We start from the raw sequence: 15,479 nt of genomic DNA, 5'->3' as shown, positions 1-15,479 counted from the left end.
GGTTCCTAGGGCTTCCTGCCGGGGTCGGGCATCATCTTCGTCATCCCCGGCAGGAAGTCCGTGAACAGCTCGTGCACCTCGCGCACGAGCGGCCGCAGCACCCGGAACCTGGCGAGGGCGACACCGCGCGCGGTGAGCCGGGCGCCGCGCTCGGCGAGCCGGTAGCTCCGCTCGCGCCCCTCGGTCCGGTCGAAGATCCAATAGAGCACGAGCCCCATCTGCGAGAGCCACATCAACTCGGGCAGCACATCCCGCAGATCCTCCGGCACCTTGGTCTTCGTACCGGCCAGCACGTCGCGGTGGACGCTGACGGCCTCCACGCGCGCGTGCTCCGACTCGGGGGAGAACGGGCTGAGCGGGCTGTCCGGGTCGGCGGCGTTCTTGAAGAACTGCACCGCGAACTCGTGGTACGGCGTGGCGATGTCCAGCCACGCCCGCAGCACACCGGCGAGCCGCGCCTCCAGGTCGGTCTCCCGCTCCAGGACCTCCCGGACCGCCACCTGGTGCTCGGCGGCGATCCGGTCGTAGAAGCCCTGGATCAGGTGCTCCTTGCCCTCGAAGTAGTAGTAGGCGTTCCCGACGGAGACCCCGGCCTCCTTGGCGATGGCCCGCATCGTCGTCTTGTCGTAGCCGTGCTGCTGGAACAGCCGCATGGCCGTCTCCAGGATCAGGGCGCGGGTCTGCTCGGACTTGCTGGGCGTACCGCCCTCTTCGTTGTTCGCGGGCACGACGAAGAGCCTAACCAGTGGCGCGGGCGCGATCAGGGGCGGCGTCCCAGCTCCGGCCGCTTGGTGTAGTCCGTGAACCCGACGACGTTGCCCCACGGATCGGCGATCTCGACGGTCCAGCCGGTGGCCGTGGAGAAGGGCCCGTCGAGCAGTGCGAGGTCCGCCTTCCGCAGCTCCCGTGCCGCCACACGCGCGTCCGGCACCTCCAGCCACACGCGCGGGGAGGGCCACGGCGGCGGACGGTGCCCGATCCCCTCCTCCTGCCGGAGCAGGAGCCCCGGCGTCTCGCCCCCGGCCTTCAGCACCGCGATCCCGGCCTCGTCGAGCCGGGCCGCCACCGCGAACCCGGCACGCTCGTAGAAGCCGACGGCCTCGCCGAGGTCACCCACCGGCAGCAGGACGTTGTCGAAACCGAGCAGCTCGTACGACTCTTCGTCTGACATGCCATCAGATTAGGTGTGGGGCCGACGGTTGCCCCGCGGGCTTTCCGCGGGGTCACTCATTGAGCCGAGACGGAGGTCCTTCCGTCGGTACGCTGAGCCGTCTTCAGAGCCGCGTGGCGGAGGGGGCGGGAATGGTTCCGGGAACAGAGGCCTTCCTCGACGAAGTGCGAGTGGCCTTCACGGACGTCGCCGAGAGACTGGGCCTGAGCGGCCCCGGCGAGGGGGAGCGGGACCGGCACCTCGCCGTCGCGACCTACACGGGCTCCGGCGTGCGGTACCGGATCGTCCTCGGCCTGTGGGACGGCGACGTCGAGACACACGCCTGCCGCGAGACGGGGCTGACCGAGTGCAAGGTCGGCATCGGCAGGCTGGCGCTCGCCGCGGGAGTGGCCGACAGCCGGGTCTCCTTCGGCGCCCGCAGTCTGCGGCAGCTGAGGAAGTCGCTGGCCGGGCAGGTCCGTTACGTCGAGCTGGTGCATCCGCTGGTCTCCGGGGAACCGGAGGCGGCCGTCGCCCTGATGCGGGCCGCGGGGGCGCGGGAGTGGAGCAGGCCTGCCCTGCGATGACGCCCGGGCCGTTGTCAGTGGTGGGTCGTACTGTCGGCGGCATGGGAATCGTGATGTTCGTCGACGAGACGACAAGCGGGAGCCGTAGCGACGGCTGGGGGCTGGAGATCGCCGAGGAGCGGCTCAGCGTGCGGGAGTTGATCCGGCGCCGGGTCTTCCAGGAGGTCGCCGAGTACAACGCCCGTACGCCGGAGGTCTTCCAGGGCCTGGTCCAGCCCGAGGACACGGAGCGCGTGCTGAACGGCTACGCCCTGCGCACGCCCCGCCGGATAGACCCCGAGAAGCAGACCGAGCTGGCGCTCAAGGCATTCGCGGGCAACGGCTTCCTGGTGCTCGTCGGCGACCGTCAGGTCACCGAAGCCGACGAGGAGATCGAGCTGGTGCTCGGCACGGAGGTCACGTTCCTGAAGCTCGTCGCGCTGGTGGGTGGATGATGAAGGGGAACGTCCAGACGTACAAGGACCTGATCGGCAAGCGCACCGCCGACGGGGAGCCGGAGGCGCTCGCCCACGACCTGCTCAAGGCCGCCGCCGTCAACAGCGGCAACTGGACCGGCCTGTGGAGCGGGGTCCTGGACCGGCTGTGCGAACTGCCGCCCGAGACACGGGCACGGGTCGCCGACGGCCTCGTCACGCAGTACCACTCGGAGGAGGCCGGCCCGGCCGCCCGGAGCAACGCCCTGACGCTGCTCGGGATCGTCTCCCACGGACTGGAGCCCGACGAGCGGCTCACCGCGCAGCGCCTGAAGCAGCTCGACGACCTCTCCCGGCAGCACTCCTTCTGGTACGGATCACGGTACGAGGGCCTGGTCGAGGCCGAGTTGGCCGCGGGCCGCCCGCTCGCACCGGCCGTGGTGGCCGTCTTCCGGCGTACGGCCTCCAGCACCACCTACCGGGACGCCACCCTGACCAGAGTGGTCAGGCAGCTCACCCGGCCCGCCCTCAACGTCGGCGAGGAATGGGCCGAACAGGCCCTGAGGGACGCCGGGGACGACGCCGACTGGCAGGCCCTGCTCGCCCACTTCGCCACCGCCACCAGCGCCAAGCCCACCGCGAAGTGGGACGCACCGGCCCGCACGCTCGTCGACGCCCTCGGCGCCGACCGCGTCCGCGAGGCGGCCCTGACGTGGCTCGCCCTCGTCGGCCGCCCGCGCACCTTCCCCCTGACGGGCTGGGACTACGGGCCGGACGTCAACGCCGCCTACGACCCCTACAACGCCGACGCCCTCCGAGGCGTGGCCTGGCTGCTCTCCCTGCTCCCGCCCCACCCGGACACGGCCCGGGCCCTCGGCGCCCTCGTCGAGACCTCGCTCAGGAAGGTCGCCGGGCTCGGCCCGCGCAACCCCAAGGTCGCCAACGCCGGCGTCACCGCCCTCGCCCGCATCGACAGCGAGGCCGCGCTCGCCGAACTGGCCCGGCTCGCCACCCGCGTCACCTTCAAGGGCACGCTCAAGCTGCTCGACGGGGCCCTGGACGCGCGGGCCGAGGCGATGGGACTCGGCCGCGAGGAGATCGAGGAACTCGCGGTCCCCGCCTACGGGTTGACGGAGGTGGGACGGGCCGAGCACCGGCTCGGGGACGTCACGGGCCTGGTCGAGGTCCACGGCTCCAAGGCCGTGCTGAGCTGGCGCAACGCGACCGGCAAGGCGGTCAGGAGCGTGCCGGCCGCCGTCCGTCGGGACCACGCCGACGACCTCAAGGACCTCAAGGCGGCCGTCAAGGACATCGACAGGATGCTCTCGGCCCAGAGCGAGCGCCTGGACCGTCAGTTCCTGGCCCGGCGCACCTGGCCCTACGCCGCCTGGCGTGCGCGCTACCTCGACCACCCGCTGGTGGGCACCCTCGCCCGTCGCCTCCTGTGGAAGGTGGACGGCAGGACGGTCGGCCACGCCGAGGGCGCCCTGCGCACGCTCACGGACGACCCGGTGGACAGCGGCACCGAGGTCTCCCTCTGGCACCCGGTGGACCACGAACCCGCCGAGATCGTCGCCTGGCGCGACTGGCTGGAACGGCACGGCATCACCCAGCCGTTCAAACAGGCCCACCGCGAGGTGTACCTGCTGACGGACGCCGAACGCGCGACGGGCACCTACTCCAACCGCTTCGCCGCGCACTTCCTGCGCCAGCACCAGTTCCACTCCTTGGCGGCGGTCCGCGGCTGGCGCAACAAGCTTCGCCTCAGCGTGGACGACGAGGCGCCGCCGGCCATCCGTGAGCTGCCCCAGTGGGGCCTGCGCGCCGAGTACTGGATCGAGGGCGACGGCGGCGAGCACTACGAGGACATCACCGAGTCCGGCAGCTTCCTGCGCCTGCGCACCGACCAGGTCCGCTTCTACCCGATCGACGCCCCGGAGAACTCGGCGCACTGCTGCGGCGGTGAGTACCGCATGTGGCTGCGCGACGGCCAGGACCCGGTCGAGGCCCTGCCCCTGGACTCGATCCCCCCTCTCGTCCTCTCCGAAGTCCTGCGCGACGTCGACCTGTTCGTCGGCGTGGCCAGCGTCGGCAACGACCCCACCTGGCAGGACGGCGGCCCCGACGGCCGTTTCCAGGAGTACTGGACGTCGTACGGCTTCGGCGAGCTCGGCCAGAGCGCGGAGACCCGGCGCGTGCTCCTTGACCGCCTGATACCTCGCCTGGCCATCGCCGACCGCTGCACCCTGGAGGGCCGCTTCCTGCACGTGAAGGGCGACCGTCACACGTACAAGATCCACCTCGGCTCGGGCAACATCCTCCGCACCCCCAACGACCAGTACCTCTGCATCGTCCCGAAGTCCAGCGCGTCCGCCCCGCAGGCCGGATACCTCCCCTACGAGGGGGATCGGATGCTGGCGGTCATCCTGAGCAAGGCGATGATGCTGGCGGCCGACACGAAGATCACGGACCCGACGATCCTGAGCCAGCTGTAGTGGGGGCCTTCACGCGTCGATACCGTCCCTGACGAGTTCCCGCGCCACATCCGCCCGCGGCCCCGAGAGTTCGGCGGCGATGCGGCGGGCCCGTTCGGCGTCGGCCGTCACCGAGGCGGGCAGGGACGGTCTGTCGAGCAGCAGGCCGCGCCGCAGATGGGTCGGCGGGTGCGTCGCGTCGACGCTGTGGCCGCGGCGGGCACCCACGCGGCGCCGGCGTTCGACTTCCGACTCGGGGACCGAGTCCATGTGATCGGTCAACGCCTCCCACAACCCCTCGGCGTCGTCCGAGGTGGTCCGGCCCGACCCGCGCATACGCCTGCCGTTGGCCTCGCGGTACAGCGTCGTCTCCACCGACTCGATGACGTGGAGGCGATCCATCAGCCCGACCGCGGCCTCGGTGGATCCGGCGCGGGCGGCCGCGGCGTCGGCCAGGTACTCACTGCGGCGGGCGGAGCTGGAGGTCAGCAGGTCCAGGAGCAGCACGAGGCCCCCGATCAGCGAGCGAGGCACGAGGTACACCAGGTTGACGAGTGCCTCCACCAACGTCGGCTCCTGGATGGGCGACAGGTAGTAGTGCCATGTCGTCAACGACCTGTAGGCCGTTCCCACGACGGTCCCGTGCCGGGTGTCCCCGTTGGTGAAGTGCCCGAGTTCATGGCCCAGGAGGGCGATCCGCTGCTGCGGGGTCAGGACCTCCCACAACGGCAGCCCCAGCGTCAGCAGCCGACGACGGAGACCGAGGTGCGTCACGCTCGCGTTGGCCTGTGCGTCGACGACGACGATGTCCACGCTCCGGGTCCCCGACAGGGCGGCGACCTCGTCGATCAGCGCATACAGCTCGGGCGCGTCGTCCCGGGACAGGACGCGGGCGTGACCGGGCAGTCGGTTCAGACGCGGCCGGAGCGTCCAGGCCAGCGCCAACAGGAGCAGACCGGGCACCATGCCGATGCCGCCCCAGCCACCGACCAGGAACCAGACACCGCCCCCGACCAGCGCGGCGGTCACCCCGTGCACCATGAGCGCGATCACATAGGCCAGCACACCCGCTGCCGTACGCCCGTTCCAGTGCCGCTCGTCCCCGGTGCTCAGATCGGTGACCAGCCGCTCACCGTGGCGCTGCGCCATCCGGCGCCGCCGCCGCTCCAACCTGCCCGGCTTCTCCTCGTCCGCCCCCTGCGGATCCACGTTCCAGTCACAGGCCGAGCACCACACGGTGAACCGGCGATCGGCACGGATCTCCACCCCGCACTGCGGGCACGGCTGGACTGTCTGTTCCCCGGCGGCACGCATCGGCGCACCCTCCCCCTCCCGGCAGCCCCTCCCCAGAGGCTGCTGTGTACATGGCGAGGGGCAGTGGATCACAGTCGCGCGGACCTGGCCAACTCGCGTGGCACAGGCGCCGCCTCAGGCTCAGCAGCCACCCGTCCGACGCGTGGTCACGGCGATGTCGTCGAGACGGATGTCGTACGAGGACGGGGTCGGGTCGGCCTGGTACAGCTGCCAGCCGAGCTTCAGCTTGTCGAAGGCCGGGAAGCGGAAGTCGTCGGCCGTGCCGCCGTGTTCCTTCGTGGACACGGTCAGGTCGGACTGCTCGACGCCGTCGAAGTAGACCGTGACCCGGTTGTCCGTCGCGTCCAGATGGAACTCGACGCACTGCCACGCGCCGCCCACCGCCGGTGCGGAGGTCTTCCACGACGTCCAGTCGCCGGTGGGGCCGAGGTCGGAGCCGACGCCCCAGAAGTTGCCCCGGTCGGTGGGGGCGTACTGCCCGCCCAGGGGCCGGACGAGCGCGGGGGAGCCGGACCCGGACGCCTCGGCGATCGTCCAGTGCGCCCAGTCCGGGGCGGTCGGGAAGGCGTCCACCCGGATGCGCAGACGGGCCCAGTAGCTGTTGCCGGGGGCGGTCAGGTCGGGGAAGACGAGAAAGGCGCGGCCGTTGCCCTCGGTGTGGATCCGGAGTTCACGGCCGTGGCCCGTGCTGCTGGGGGCGACCGTCAGGGTGCCGTCGGCGGTGTCGGTGGTCCAGCCGTGGCCCTTCGTCACCGGGCCCAGGGGGAGACGGTCGAACGTCTCCCGGGCGAGGGTGCCGTGCGGGGTGGGGGCCGCCGAGGAGGAGGCGGGGAGCGCGAGCAGTACGGCCGCCGCGGCGGAGAGGGAGGCGGCGGCTTTCTTCAGGAAGGGCATGGGGCCAGTGTGCAACTGGAGTCACGCAAGTCCCAGGAGTCACAGGGGAGTTGGCTGGATCTCAGCCGCTCTTCGGCTGGCCTGCCTTGAGGATCTCCGCCACGTCCAGGGTGACCTTCGCGCCGATGGAGTCGGGGAGGGCGACGATCTCGCCGGGGGCGTGGACGCGGTGCGTCTCGTACGCGTCCTCAGTAGGGTCGGTGAGGACGTGGAGGCGCTGATGTTTACGGTCGACGATGACGTAGACCGGGATCTTCGCCTGGGCATAGGCAGTGACCTTGGCGCGCAGATCGTTCTGGTAGTTGCTGGAAGTCACCTCCAGGACGAAACGGAAAGCGATCGGGTCGTAGCAGTTGTTCTCGACCAGGTGATCCTCGAAATCTGCGTCGACGACCACGAGATCGGGGATCGCATAGTCTTCGGCGCCGGCCGGGAGCCAGAGCCCCACTCCTTCGAGGACCTCGGCTTCGTCGCCGTCCAGGCCGGCGGCGACAAAGGGGCGCCTCAACCGGGACAGAGCGCGGGCGTGAGCACCGTTGGAGGGCGGCGACACGACGATCAATCCTTCGATGATCTCGACGCGGTACCCCGGATTGCGGTCCATGAGTCGGTTGGCCGCCGAGATCAGCGGACGGTCGTCATGGGGCCGCTCGACGGATGCTGCGGACATCGCGTGCCTCCCGTGGGCTGGTGTCGAGAGCATCATCGTAGGCCGGACAGCCCCCGCGCGTCCTTCATGATCACGTTCACCCAAACGGGTTCCGCACGCGAGAGGGCCCCGCTTCCAAGGGAAACGGGGCCCTCACAGCCGTACCGAAAACGACCTCAGAACCGGCGCGTGATCAGCGCCTTCTTCACCTCGGCGATCGCCTTCGTGACCTCGATGCCACGCGGGCAGGCGTCCGTGCAGTTGAAGGTGGTGCGGCAGCGCCACACACCGTCACGGTCGTTGAGGATCTCCAGCCGCTGCTCCCCGGCCTCGTCGCGCGAGTCGAAGATGAAGCGGTGGGCGTTGACGATGGCCGCGGGACCGAAGTACTGGCCGTCGTTCCAGAAGACCGGGCACGACGACGTGCACGCCGCGCACAGGATGCACTTGGTCGTGTCGTCGAAGCGCTCGCGGTCCTCGGCGGTCTGGAGGCGCTCACGCGTCGGCTCGTTCGTGTCCTTCGTGATGAGGAAGGGCATGACGTCGCGGTACGCCTGGAAGAACGGCTCCATGTCGACCACGAGGTCCTTCAGGACCGTGAGGCCCTTGATGGGCTCGACCGTGATCGGCTTATCGGGGTTGATGTCCTTGATCAGCGTCTTGCAGGCAAGGCGGTTCTTGCCGTTGATCCGCATCGCGTCCGAGCCGCAGATGCCGTGGGCACAGGAGCGGCGGAACGTCAGGGAGCCGTCCTGGTCCCACTTGATCTTGTGAAGGGCGTCGAGGACACGCTCCTTCGGGTCGATCTCCAGCTCGAAGTCTTCCCAGACCGCTTCCGCCGAGACCTCGGAGTTGAAGCGGCGGATGCGGAAGGTGACCGTGATGTACGGAGAGTCGGCGAAGCCGGGCTCGGGTGCGCCGGCCGCGTCCGCCTTGTCCAGGGTCGGGGTTGCCATCAGTACTTACGCTCCATCGGCTGGTAGCGGGTCTGGACGACCGGCTTGTAGTCGAGACGGATGGACTCGACGCCGTCGTCGCCCACCTCGCGGTACGCCATGGTGTGGCGCATGAAGTTGACGTCGTCGCGATTCGGGTAGTCCTCGCGGTAGTGACCGCCGCGGGACTCCTTGCGGGCCAGGGCCGACACCGCCATGACCTCGGCGAGGTCCAGGAGGTTGCCGAGCTCGATGGCCTCCAGCAGGTCCGTGTTGAACCGCTTGCCCTTGTCCTGGATCGAGACGTTCCGGTAGCGCTCGCGCAGCTCCGCGATCTTCTCGACCGCCGTCTTGATCGTCTGTTCGGTGCGGAACACCATGACGTTGGCGTCCATGGTCTCCTGCAGCTCACGCCGGAGCACGGACACCCGCTCGGTGCCCGTCGACGCGCGCAGCCGCTCGACCTGCCCGACCACGAGCGACGCCGGGTCCTCCGGCAGCTCGACGTAGTCCGCCGTCTGGCTGTACTCCGCCGCCGCGATACCGGCCCGACGGCCGAACACGTTGATGTCCAGGAGGGAGTTCGTGCCCAGCCGGTTGGCGCCGTGGACCGACACACAGGCCACCTCGCCGGCCGCGTACAGGCCCGGGACCACCGTGGTGTTGTCCGACAGGACCTCACCCTCGACGTTCGTCGGGATGCCGCCCATGGCGTAGTGCGCGGTGGGCTGGATCGGGATCGGGTCCGTGTACGGCTCGATGCCCAGGTAGGTGCGCGCGAACTCCGTGATGTCCGGGAGCTTCGCGTCCAGCTGCTCCGGCGGGAGGTGCGTGAGGTCGAGGTAGACGTGGTCGCCCTCGGGACCGCAGCCGCGGCCCTCACGGATCTCCGTGTAGATGGAGCGGGACACGACGTCACGGGACGCGAGGTCCTTCATGACCGGCGCGTACTTCTCCATGAAGCGCTCGCCGTCCTTGTTGCGGAGGATGCCGCCCTCACCGCGGGCGCCCTCCGTCAGCAGGATGCCCATGCGCCAGATGCCGGTCGGGTGGAACTGGAAGAACTCCATGTCCTCCAGCGGCAGACCGCGGCGGTAGACCGCCGCCTGGCCGTCGCCCGTCAGCGTGTGCGCGTTCGACGTCACCTTGAAGAACTTGCCGGTGCCGCCGGACGCGTAGATCACGGCCTTCGCCTGGAAGACGTGGATCTCACCGGTCGCGAGCTCGTAGGCCACGACGCCCGCCGACCGCTTGACGCCGTCGACCTCGGTGATCAGCTGGTCCAGGACGTAGAACTCGTTGAAGAACTCCACGCCCTCCTTGACGCAGTTCTGGTACAGCGTCTGGAGGATCATGTGGCCGGTGCGGTCCGCGGCGTAGCAGGACCGGCGGACCGGGGCCTCGCCGTGGTTGCGGGAGTGACCGCCGAAACGGCGCTGGTCGATCGTCCCGTCGGGCGTCCGGTTGAACGGCAGGCCCATCTTCTCCAGGTCGAGGACGGCGTCGATGGCCTCCTTCGCCAGGATCTCGGCGGCGTCCTGGTCGACCAGGTAGTCACCGCCCTTGACCGTGTCGAAGGTGTGCCACTCCCAGTTGTCCTCCTCCACGTTGGCCAGCGCGGCGGCCATGCCGCCCTGCGCGGCGCCCGTGTGGGAGCGGGTGGGGTAGAGCTTCGTGAGCACGGCGGTACGGCTGCGCTTCGTCGACTCGATCGCGGCGCGCATGCCGGCGCCGCCCGCGCCGACGATGACGGTGTCGTACTTGTGGATCTTCATCAGGAATTCCTCAGCCCCGCGCCTAGCGGATGTTCGGGTCGAAGGTGAAGATCACCAGCGTGCCCAGCAGGATGGTGAACACCGTGGCGGTGTAGAGCAGGCCCTTGAGCCAGAGCCGGGTGTTCGCGCGCTCCGCGTAGTCGTTGATGACCGTGCGCAGGCCGTTGGCGCCGTGCAGCATCGCGAGCCACAGCATCAGCAGGTCCCAGACCTGCCAGAACGGGGACGCCCAGCGGCCGGCCACGAAGGCGAAGCCGATCTTGGAGACGCCGCCGTCGAGCACCAGCTGGATCAGCAGGTGGCCGAGGACCAGGACGACCAGCACGATGCCGGACAGCCGCATGAACAGCCAGGCGGCCATCTCGAAGTTGCCCCGCGTGGACTTGGGGGTCTTCTTGGTGCGCTTGCGCGGGGCCTCGATGAGGGGGGCCGGGTTGTCGACGTCGTAGAGGGACTCGCCCTCGACGGGGCCGATGCCGGACGCGGTCTTCTCGGTGATGGACATGCGCGTCAGCTCCCGAACAGTTCACGAGCGGCGTGACCGAGGACGGGGTAGATCGCCCCGATCATCAGCACGACCCACAGGCCTACGACCGACCAGAGCATCTGCTTCTGATAGCGGGGGCCCTTCGACCAGAAGTCGACGGCGATGACGCGCAGGCCGTTGAGTGCGTGGAAGAGGATGGCGGCGACGAGGCCGTACTCCAGACACGCGACGAGCGGGGTCTTGTAAGTGGCTACGACCCTGTCGTAGTCCTCGGGGGAGACACGGACGAGAGCGGTGTCCAGCACGTGAACGAACAGGAAGAAGAAGATGAGGACGCCGGTGACTCGATGAGCCACCCAGGACCACATTCCTTCCCGGCCGCGGTACAGCGTTCCAGCCGGCACGGAAGTCCCTCCGGGAGCGGGGATTGGGGCCGCCGGCTTGTGCTGTCGGTCTGGCCCGGCCGGGTACGGTCCACCGGCCCCCAGCATCGTAGCGATGCGCTGGCGCTGGGCCTGAGCCGGGACTGCCGGTGTGATCAAAGTGGCACGCGTTTGGGTGAGCGTTGGCGGGTTCTGGGGTGGTGTGTGCGGTTATTTGCCGGCTGCGGGCTCGTTGTGGCTGGTCGCGCAGTTCCCCGCGCCCCTGAGCGCGTCCACCAGCCGCCCTTTTGCAAGGCGACGCAGCTCATCCGCCGCCACCACCCGCTCCTCCTCCGGATCGTTTGTCAATCGTGACCGGATTCCTGCCAGTACGTGGTCCAGGGCTTCGCCCTTTGACAGGCCGTCCAAGCAGATGACGAACGAATGGCCGAACTTCGCCTCGTATGCCGCGTGTGCCGCGCTCAGGGCCATATGCGCGGCTTCGTACATTCCGTCCGGCAGCGCCGGCAGCGTCTCTCCCGCCAGGGCCTCCGACAGGTCGCCCGGCGACAGGTCGTACGCCGCCTCGTCGGACGCGGCCTGCAAGGAATCCAGGTCCGGGTACGGGCGGTGGTCTGCCACTCGGCGGGCCCAGCGGAGGCTGCGGAGGCAGGTGAGAAGGAGGTGGTGGGCTTCTTCGGGGGACGCGGTGTTGAAGGCGTCCAGCAGAGTCGGCGACCGTGGGGTGCGGGTCTGCTCGGGCAGGGCCGGTATGGCGACTCGGCCGGGAAGGTGTGTGGGCGTCACGTGTGTTTCGGCAGGGGAAGCTGTGTGAGGTGTTGCGTCACGTTATCGAGAGTGAGCATCACGTGTCCGACGGACAACCGAATTTCACCCGAACGGCAGAGTTTCGGAACGCCGGGTGGACACTTCCGGCCACCCTTCATGTCTAGGTTGGCGTCGTGAGCCAGCACAGGCGCCGGCCGTCGGCGGAGAAGGCACGGCAGACACGGCAGATGAGGACACGGGTGGTCGTCGCCGCGGCGGTGGCCGCGACCGTCGCCGCGGGGGTGGGGCTCGGGTTGTGGGCCTCCGGCGACGACGGCGACGGCGGGCCGGCGGGATCCGCGCGGCCGACGACCTCCGTCGGGGCCTCGGCGGCCTCGCCCGGCGCCTCCCGGGAGACGCCGAGTCCGTCTCCCACCCGCTCCTACCCCCTCTCGCGGACCCCGCGCACGATTCCCGCCGTCCAGGCGCACACCCCGGCGCGGGGCCCCGGCTGGCGGCCGCAGCGCGGGGCGCGGGTCGTGGTGAGCGACGCGGAACTGGCCGGGGAGGGGCGGCTGGTCGCGGGTGAGCTGGGGCTGACGTACGCGGGGGAACAGGGCGACGACAGGGACGGGGACCTGCGGCTGGCCCTCGACGACGGCGCGGGGGGCGATCCGGAGTCGTACACCATGACCGTGCGCGGTGGGCGGGTCAGCATCAGCGGGCCCGCGGACTCCGGGGTCTTCTACGGGACCCGCACCCTCAAGCAGGAAGTGCACGGCGGCGGTACGGCGCCGGAGGGCGTCGTGCGGGACGCGCCGGCCAAGGCGGTGCGCGGGTTCTCCCTCGACATCGCGCGCAAGCACTTCACCGCGGGCTGGATCGAGGACCGGGTCCGGGAGCTGGGCGACCTGAAGTTCAACCAGCTTCAGCTGCACTTCTCCGACGACCAGGGGTTCCGGATCGAGTCCGACTCGCACCCGGAGATCGTGTCCGCCCAGCACCTCACCAAGGCCGAGGTCCGGAAGATCGTCGCGCTCGCCGCCCAGCGGCACATCACCGTCGTACCCGAGATCGACTCACCCGGACACCTGGGTGCCGTGCTCGCCGCGCACCCCGAACTGCAACTGCGCAACGTCTCCGGCGTCGCCACGCGCGGCGCTATCGACATCTCCAAGGACGGGTCCGCCGCGATCGTCGACGATCTGCTCGACGAGTACGCCGACCTGTTCCCCGGTGTGCCCTGGCACCTCGGTGGCGACGAGTACCAGGCGCTGGTGGTGAGCGACCCGGAGGCGTCGTACCCGCAGCTGGCCGCCGCCGCGAAGGAGGCGTACGGGTCCGGCGGGACCGTCGCCGACCTCACCACCGGGTGGCTCAACGACCGCGCCGACACCGTGCGCGCCCACGACAGGACCCCGCAGGCCTGGAACGACGGCTTCTTCCGGGGTACGTCCGTGCAGCCCGACGCCGACATCCAGGTCGCCTACTGGACCGGCAAGGAGATCGGGGCGCGGCAGCCCGTGGAGTATCTGAGCGCGGGGCGCGAGCTGATCAACTACAACGACGAGTTCCTGTACTACGTCCTCGGACAGCCCAACAACTTCGTCTATCCGACGGGTCAGCGGATCTACGAGCTGTGGACGCCCCGGGTGGTGCGCGGCACGCTCGCGGTCCCGGCGAAGTACGACGACCGGATCCGCGGCGGGTACTTCGCGGTCTGGTGCGACCTCGCGAACTCCCAGACCCAGGACCAGGTCGCGGCCGGGGTCCGGCTGCCGCTGAGGGCTCTGGTCCAGAAGCTGTGGGACGCGGAGAAACCGGCTCTGTCCTGGACGGACTTCAAGGCGCTGGCAGATCGACTGGGCTGAGGGTGACGAGTGGACTTACGGCGTTGGCGAACCGTATCTTCCGCTTGCCGTGCGTAAGGCTCTGGGGAGGGCTGGGTGCGGCGTTCCGTTTTCTCAGTGCTCGGGGGACAGCCTCACCATGATCGAAAATCCGCGGGCCCAGCTCAACGCCGTACCGACCGCCTGGCTGCGGTCGCCGATCGGACTCGGGTGGGCCGCCGTCGCGGGCCTCGGTGTCGTGATCGCCACCGACCTGTTCGCGGTCTGGGCGGACGTCGTCATGCGCGACGTGACCGGCGACCTGGCGAGCGGCGCGGCGGTCGGCGACCGCGCCGACCGTGCGGACCGGCTCTACTCCGTCGCCGGCACCGTCCAGACGGCCGCGCTGCTCACGACCGCCGTCCTGTTCGTGTGCTGGTTCCACCGGGTGCGGGTCAACGCCGAGGTGTTCCGGCCGGACGGCCACAGCAAGACACGGAGCTGGGCGATCTGGGGCTGGATCGTGCCGATCGTCAACCTCTGGTTCCCGCGCCGGATCACGCTGGACATCTGGGACGCCAGCAGCCCCTGGGGCGCGCCCCGGCCGCACGGGCTCGTCAACACATGGTGGACGTTCTGGGTCATCTCACTGCTCTCCGGACGGGCCGCGTCCCGCGCGTACACCAAGGCCGACAGCGCCGAGGAGATCCAGGACGCGGCGGGCCAGATGCTGTTCGCGGACGTCGTCGACATCGTGGCCGCCGCGCTCGCCATCGCCGTCGTGCTGCGGCTGACGCGGATGCAGAACGAGAAGGTGCGGCAGGGTCCCGCCCCCGTCTTCGACTGAGGGACCGGCGGCTTCAGGGGCCGACCCCTGTCCCGGGCCGAGGGGCCGGCCCTCGTCGCTGCCGGGGCGGGTTCGCGTCTCCGTCCGAGGGGCTCGCCTCGTCTCCGCCGGTAGCCCCGGCCGCTGCCTCCGCCCGAAGGGCCTGCTCCCGTTTCGGTCTGGGGTGTCGGCCGGTGTTCCTGTCTGAGGGGGCTGTCGCCGTTTCGGTCTGGGGTGTCGGCCGGTGTTCCTGTCTGAGGGGGCTGTCGCCGTTTCGGTCTGGGGTGTCGGCCGGTGTTCCTGCCTGAGGGGCCCGTCCCCGCTCCCGCCTGAGGTGCCGGCCCTCGTCCCCGTCTGAAGGGTCGGCCCTCGTGCCCGTCTGGAGGGTCGGATTGTCCGATACGGCTGCGAACTGCCGTGCGACTGTGGTGTATTCGGCCCCGAGCCGCAGCCGAGACGCCGGGGGGAGCCGGGAATGGGCTACTGGGGGTATTTCGTCGTGGGCCGCAGTGAGCGGCCGCTCGGGGAGTTGGACGCGCTGGCGGGGGCCGAAGGGCTGAGCCTGCGGGCGGAGGCGTCCGGGGGGTGGCAGGTGTGGGAGTACCCGAGCGGGGAGGGGGATGTCGGGTCCATGAACTCCCTGGCCCGCGAGACCGGGGCGCCCGCGCTCTTCGGGTACGTGATGGACAGCGACTGTGTGGTCGTGGAGGCGGCCGGGCCCCGGAGCGGGGCGTGGACGACGTGTCTGGCGCGGGCCGCGATGGCCAAGTACATCGGCGCCGACGAGGAGGGCCTCACGCTGGAGGACTACTTCCTGGAGCCGCGGGACGCCGCCGAACGGGCCGTCTCCTGGGCCGAGGAGGCCGGGCACGCCGTGGCGGCCGAGCGGTTGGTGGAGGTACTGACCGCGGACCCCGACCCGTTGGCCGAAAACCTGTTCTTCCGGCTGCTCGACCGACTCGCCGTGGTGCCCCTGTGACACTCCGGCGTCGTCGCACGCAGTAAGGGGAAGTGCG

Annotated in this window: 16 protein-coding genes; 6 read left to right on the top strand and 10 right to left on the bottom strand. The window is 70.1% G+C overall.

All coding sequences use genetic code 11. The features are described 5' to 3' along the window. Positions 1-5: 5 nt before the first annotated feature. Together ACWD3I_RS12625 and ACWD3I_RS12620 are read right to left on the bottom strand one after the other, a co-directional pair. Positions 6-728: a TetR/AcrR family transcriptional regulator gene (locus ACWD3I_RS12625; protein ID WP_365392284.1), complete on the bottom strand. Its 723-nt coding sequence runs from the start codon at positions 726-728 to the stop codon at positions 6-8. 32 nt (positions 729-760) lie between these two features. Next, entirely contained in the window at positions 761-1,171 is a 411-nt protein-coding gene (locus ACWD3I_RS12620) for a VOC family protein (RefSeq protein WP_365392282.1), read from the bottom strand. 131 nt (positions 1,172-1,302) lie between these two features. On the opposite strand from ACWD3I_RS12620, the gene ACWD3I_RS12615 reads away from it, so the two are divergent. The 3 genes from ACWD3I_RS12615 to ACWD3I_RS12605 are packed head-to-tail and all read left to right on the top strand — an operon-like array spanning position 1,303 to position 4,645. Continuing rightward, on the top strand, positions 1,303-1,737 hold the full coding sequence (locus tag ACWD3I_RS12615) for a hypothetical protein (RefSeq protein ID WP_365392280.1): 435 nt from the start codon (positions 1,303-1,305) through the stop codon (positions 1,735-1,737). A 41-nt stretch (positions 1,738-1,778) separates the two neighbouring features. Then, positions 1,779-2,171 carry a hypothetical protein gene (locus ACWD3I_RS12610; RefSeq protein WP_365392278.1) on the top strand — a complete coding sequence of 131 codons (393 nt, stop codon included), beginning with the start codon at positions 1,779-1,781 and terminating at the stop codon, positions 2,169-2,171. After that, a complete protein-coding gene (locus ACWD3I_RS12605; protein WP_365392276.1) occupies positions 2,168-4,645 on the top strand; it encodes a DUF4132 domain-containing protein in 2,478 nt (825 codons plus the stop codon). The genes ACWD3I_RS12610 and ACWD3I_RS12605 overlap by 4 nt, the downstream gene beginning before the upstream one ends. Positions 4,646-4,654: 9 nt before the next feature. Here the strand turns inward: ACWD3I_RS12605 and ACWD3I_RS12600 are convergent, their stop codons facing one another. From ACWD3I_RS12600 to ACWD3I_RS12565, 8 genes are all read right to left on the bottom strand, one after another. Beyond that, positions 4,655-5,938 (bottom strand): M48 family metallopeptidase, encoded by a 1,284-nt coding sequence (locus ACWD3I_RS12600; RefSeq protein WP_365392274.1) that lies wholly within the window; start codon positions 5,936-5,938, stop codon positions 4,655-4,657. Positions 5,939-6,058: 120 nt separating this feature from the next. Beyond that, positions 6,059-6,832 carry a hypothetical protein gene (locus ACWD3I_RS12595; protein WP_365392272.1) on the bottom strand — a complete coding sequence of 258 codons (774 nt, stop codon included), beginning with the start codon at positions 6,830-6,832 and terminating at the stop codon, positions 6,059-6,061. Positions 6,833-6,893: 61 nt separating this feature from the next. Continuing rightward, on the bottom strand, positions 6,894-7,502 hold the full coding sequence (locus tag ACWD3I_RS12590) for a Uma2 family endonuclease (RefSeq protein WP_365392270.1): 609 nt from the start codon (positions 7,500-7,502) through the stop codon (positions 6,894-6,896). Positions 7,503-7,657: 155 nt separating this feature from the next. Next, positions 7,658-8,437, bottom strand: coding sequence for a succinate dehydrogenase iron-sulfur subunit (locus ACWD3I_RS12585; RefSeq protein WP_365392268.1), 780 nt, complete (start codon positions 8,435-8,437; stop codon positions 7,658-7,660). After that, positions 8,437-10,191, bottom strand: coding sequence for a succinate dehydrogenase flavoprotein subunit (sdhA, locus tag ACWD3I_RS12580; RefSeq protein WP_365392266.1), 1,755 nt, complete (start codon positions 10,189-10,191; stop codon positions 8,437-8,439). The genes ACWD3I_RS12585 and sdhA overlap by 1 nt, the downstream gene beginning before the upstream one ends. Positions 10,192-10,213: 22 nt before the next feature. Further along, positions 10,214-10,696 (bottom strand): succinate dehydrogenase hydrophobic membrane anchor subunit, encoded by a 483-nt coding sequence (locus ACWD3I_RS12575; protein WP_266888807.1) that lies wholly within the window; start codon positions 10,694-10,696, stop codon positions 10,214-10,216. A 5-nt stretch (positions 10,697-10,701) separates the two neighbouring features. Beyond that, positions 10,702-11,082 carry a succinate dehydrogenase, cytochrome b556 subunit gene (sdhC, locus tag ACWD3I_RS12570; RefSeq protein WP_266888806.1) on the bottom strand — a complete coding sequence of 127 codons (381 nt, stop codon included), beginning with the start codon at positions 11,080-11,082 and terminating at the stop codon, positions 10,702-10,704. A 189-nt stretch (positions 11,083-11,271) separates the two neighbouring features. Continuing rightward, the gene (locus tag ACWD3I_RS12565) at positions 11,272-11,847 is read right to left on the bottom strand and encodes a 2-oxo-4-hydroxy-4-carboxy-5-ureidoimidazoline decarboxylase (RefSeq protein WP_365392263.1); all 576 of its coding nucleotides are present in this window, start codon (positions 11,845-11,847) and stop codon (positions 11,272-11,274) included. Positions 11,848-12,056: 209 nt separating this feature from the next. Between ACWD3I_RS12565 and ACWD3I_RS12560 the strand changes: the two genes are divergently transcribed. From ACWD3I_RS12560 to ACWD3I_RS12550, 3 genes are all read left to right on the top strand, one after another. Continuing rightward, entirely contained in the window at positions 12,057-13,679 is a 1,623-nt protein-coding gene (locus tag ACWD3I_RS12560) for a beta-N-acetylhexosaminidase (protein ID WP_365392572.1), read from the top strand. Between the two features lie 118 nt (positions 13,680-13,797). Then, complete coding sequence (locus tag ACWD3I_RS12555) at positions 13,798-14,484, top strand: DUF4328 domain-containing protein (RefSeq protein ID WP_365392261.1); 687 nt, start codon at positions 13,798-13,800, stop codon at positions 14,482-14,484. Positions 14,485-14,938: 454 nt separating this feature from the next. Next, the gene (locus ACWD3I_RS12550; RefSeq protein ID WP_365392259.1) at positions 14,939-15,442 is read left to right on the top strand and encodes a hypothetical protein; all 504 of its coding nucleotides are present in this window, start codon (positions 14,939-14,941) and stop codon (positions 15,440-15,442) included. Positions 15,443-15,479: the final 37 nt, after the last annotated feature.

This window comes from Streptomyces sp. NPDC002817, assembly GCF_053592055.1.
The sequence above is the reverse complement of the archived record's forward strand: the minus strand, read 5'-3'. Positions and strand labels throughout refer to the sequence as shown.

Excerpts from the sequence above, each read along its gene's own strand:
- ACWD3I_RS12620 (WP_365392282.1), bottom strand. The coding sequence starts at position 1,171 with ATGTCAGACGAAGAGTCGTACGAGCTGCTCGGTTTCGACAACGTCCTG.
- ACWD3I_RS12615 (WP_365392280.1), top strand. The coding sequence starts at position 1,303 with ATGGTTCCGGGAACAGAGGCCTTCCTCGACGAAGTGCGAGTGGCCTTC.
- ACWD3I_RS12610 (WP_365392278.1), top strand. The coding sequence starts at position 1,779 with ATGGGAATCGTGATGTTCGTCGACGAGACGACAAGCGGGAGCCGTAGC.
- ACWD3I_RS12605 (WP_365392276.1), top strand. The coding sequence starts at position 2,168 with ATGATGAAGGGGAACGTCCAGACGTACAAGGACCTGATCGGCAAGCGC.
- ACWD3I_RS12600 (WP_365392274.1), bottom strand. The coding sequence starts at position 5,938 with ATGCGTGCCGCCGGGGAACAGACAGTCCAGCCGTGCCCGCAGTGCGGG.
- ACWD3I_RS12595 (WP_365392272.1), bottom strand. The coding sequence starts at position 6,832 with ATGCCCTTCCTGAAGAAAGCCGCCGCCTCCCTCTCCGCCGCGGCGGCC.
- ACWD3I_RS12590 (WP_365392270.1), bottom strand. The coding sequence starts at position 7,502 with ATGTCCGCAGCATCCGTCGAGCGGCCCCATGACGACCGTCCGCTGATC.
- ACWD3I_RS12585 (WP_365392268.1), bottom strand. The coding sequence starts at position 8,437 with ATGGCAACCCCGACCCTGGACAAGGCGGACGCGGCCGGCGCACCCGAG.
- sdhA (WP_365392266.1), bottom strand. The coding sequence starts at position 10,191 with ATGAAGATCCACAAGTACGACACCGTCATCGTCGGCGCGGGCGGCGCC.
- ACWD3I_RS12575 (WP_266888807.1), bottom strand. The coding sequence starts at position 10,696 with ATGTCCATCACCGAGAAGACCGCGTCCGGCATCGGCCCCGTCGAGGGC.
- ACWD3I_RS12560 (WP_365392572.1), top strand. The coding sequence starts at position 12,057 with ATGAGGACACGGGTGGTCGTCGCCGCGGCGGTGGCCGCGACCGTCGCC.
- ACWD3I_RS12555 (WP_365392261.1), top strand. The coding sequence starts at position 13,798 with ATGATCGAAAATCCGCGGGCCCAGCTCAACGCCGTACCGACCGCCTGG.
- ACWD3I_RS12550 (WP_365392259.1), top strand. The coding sequence starts at position 14,939 with ATGGGCTACTGGGGGTATTTCGTCGTGGGCCGCAGTGAGCGGCCGCTC.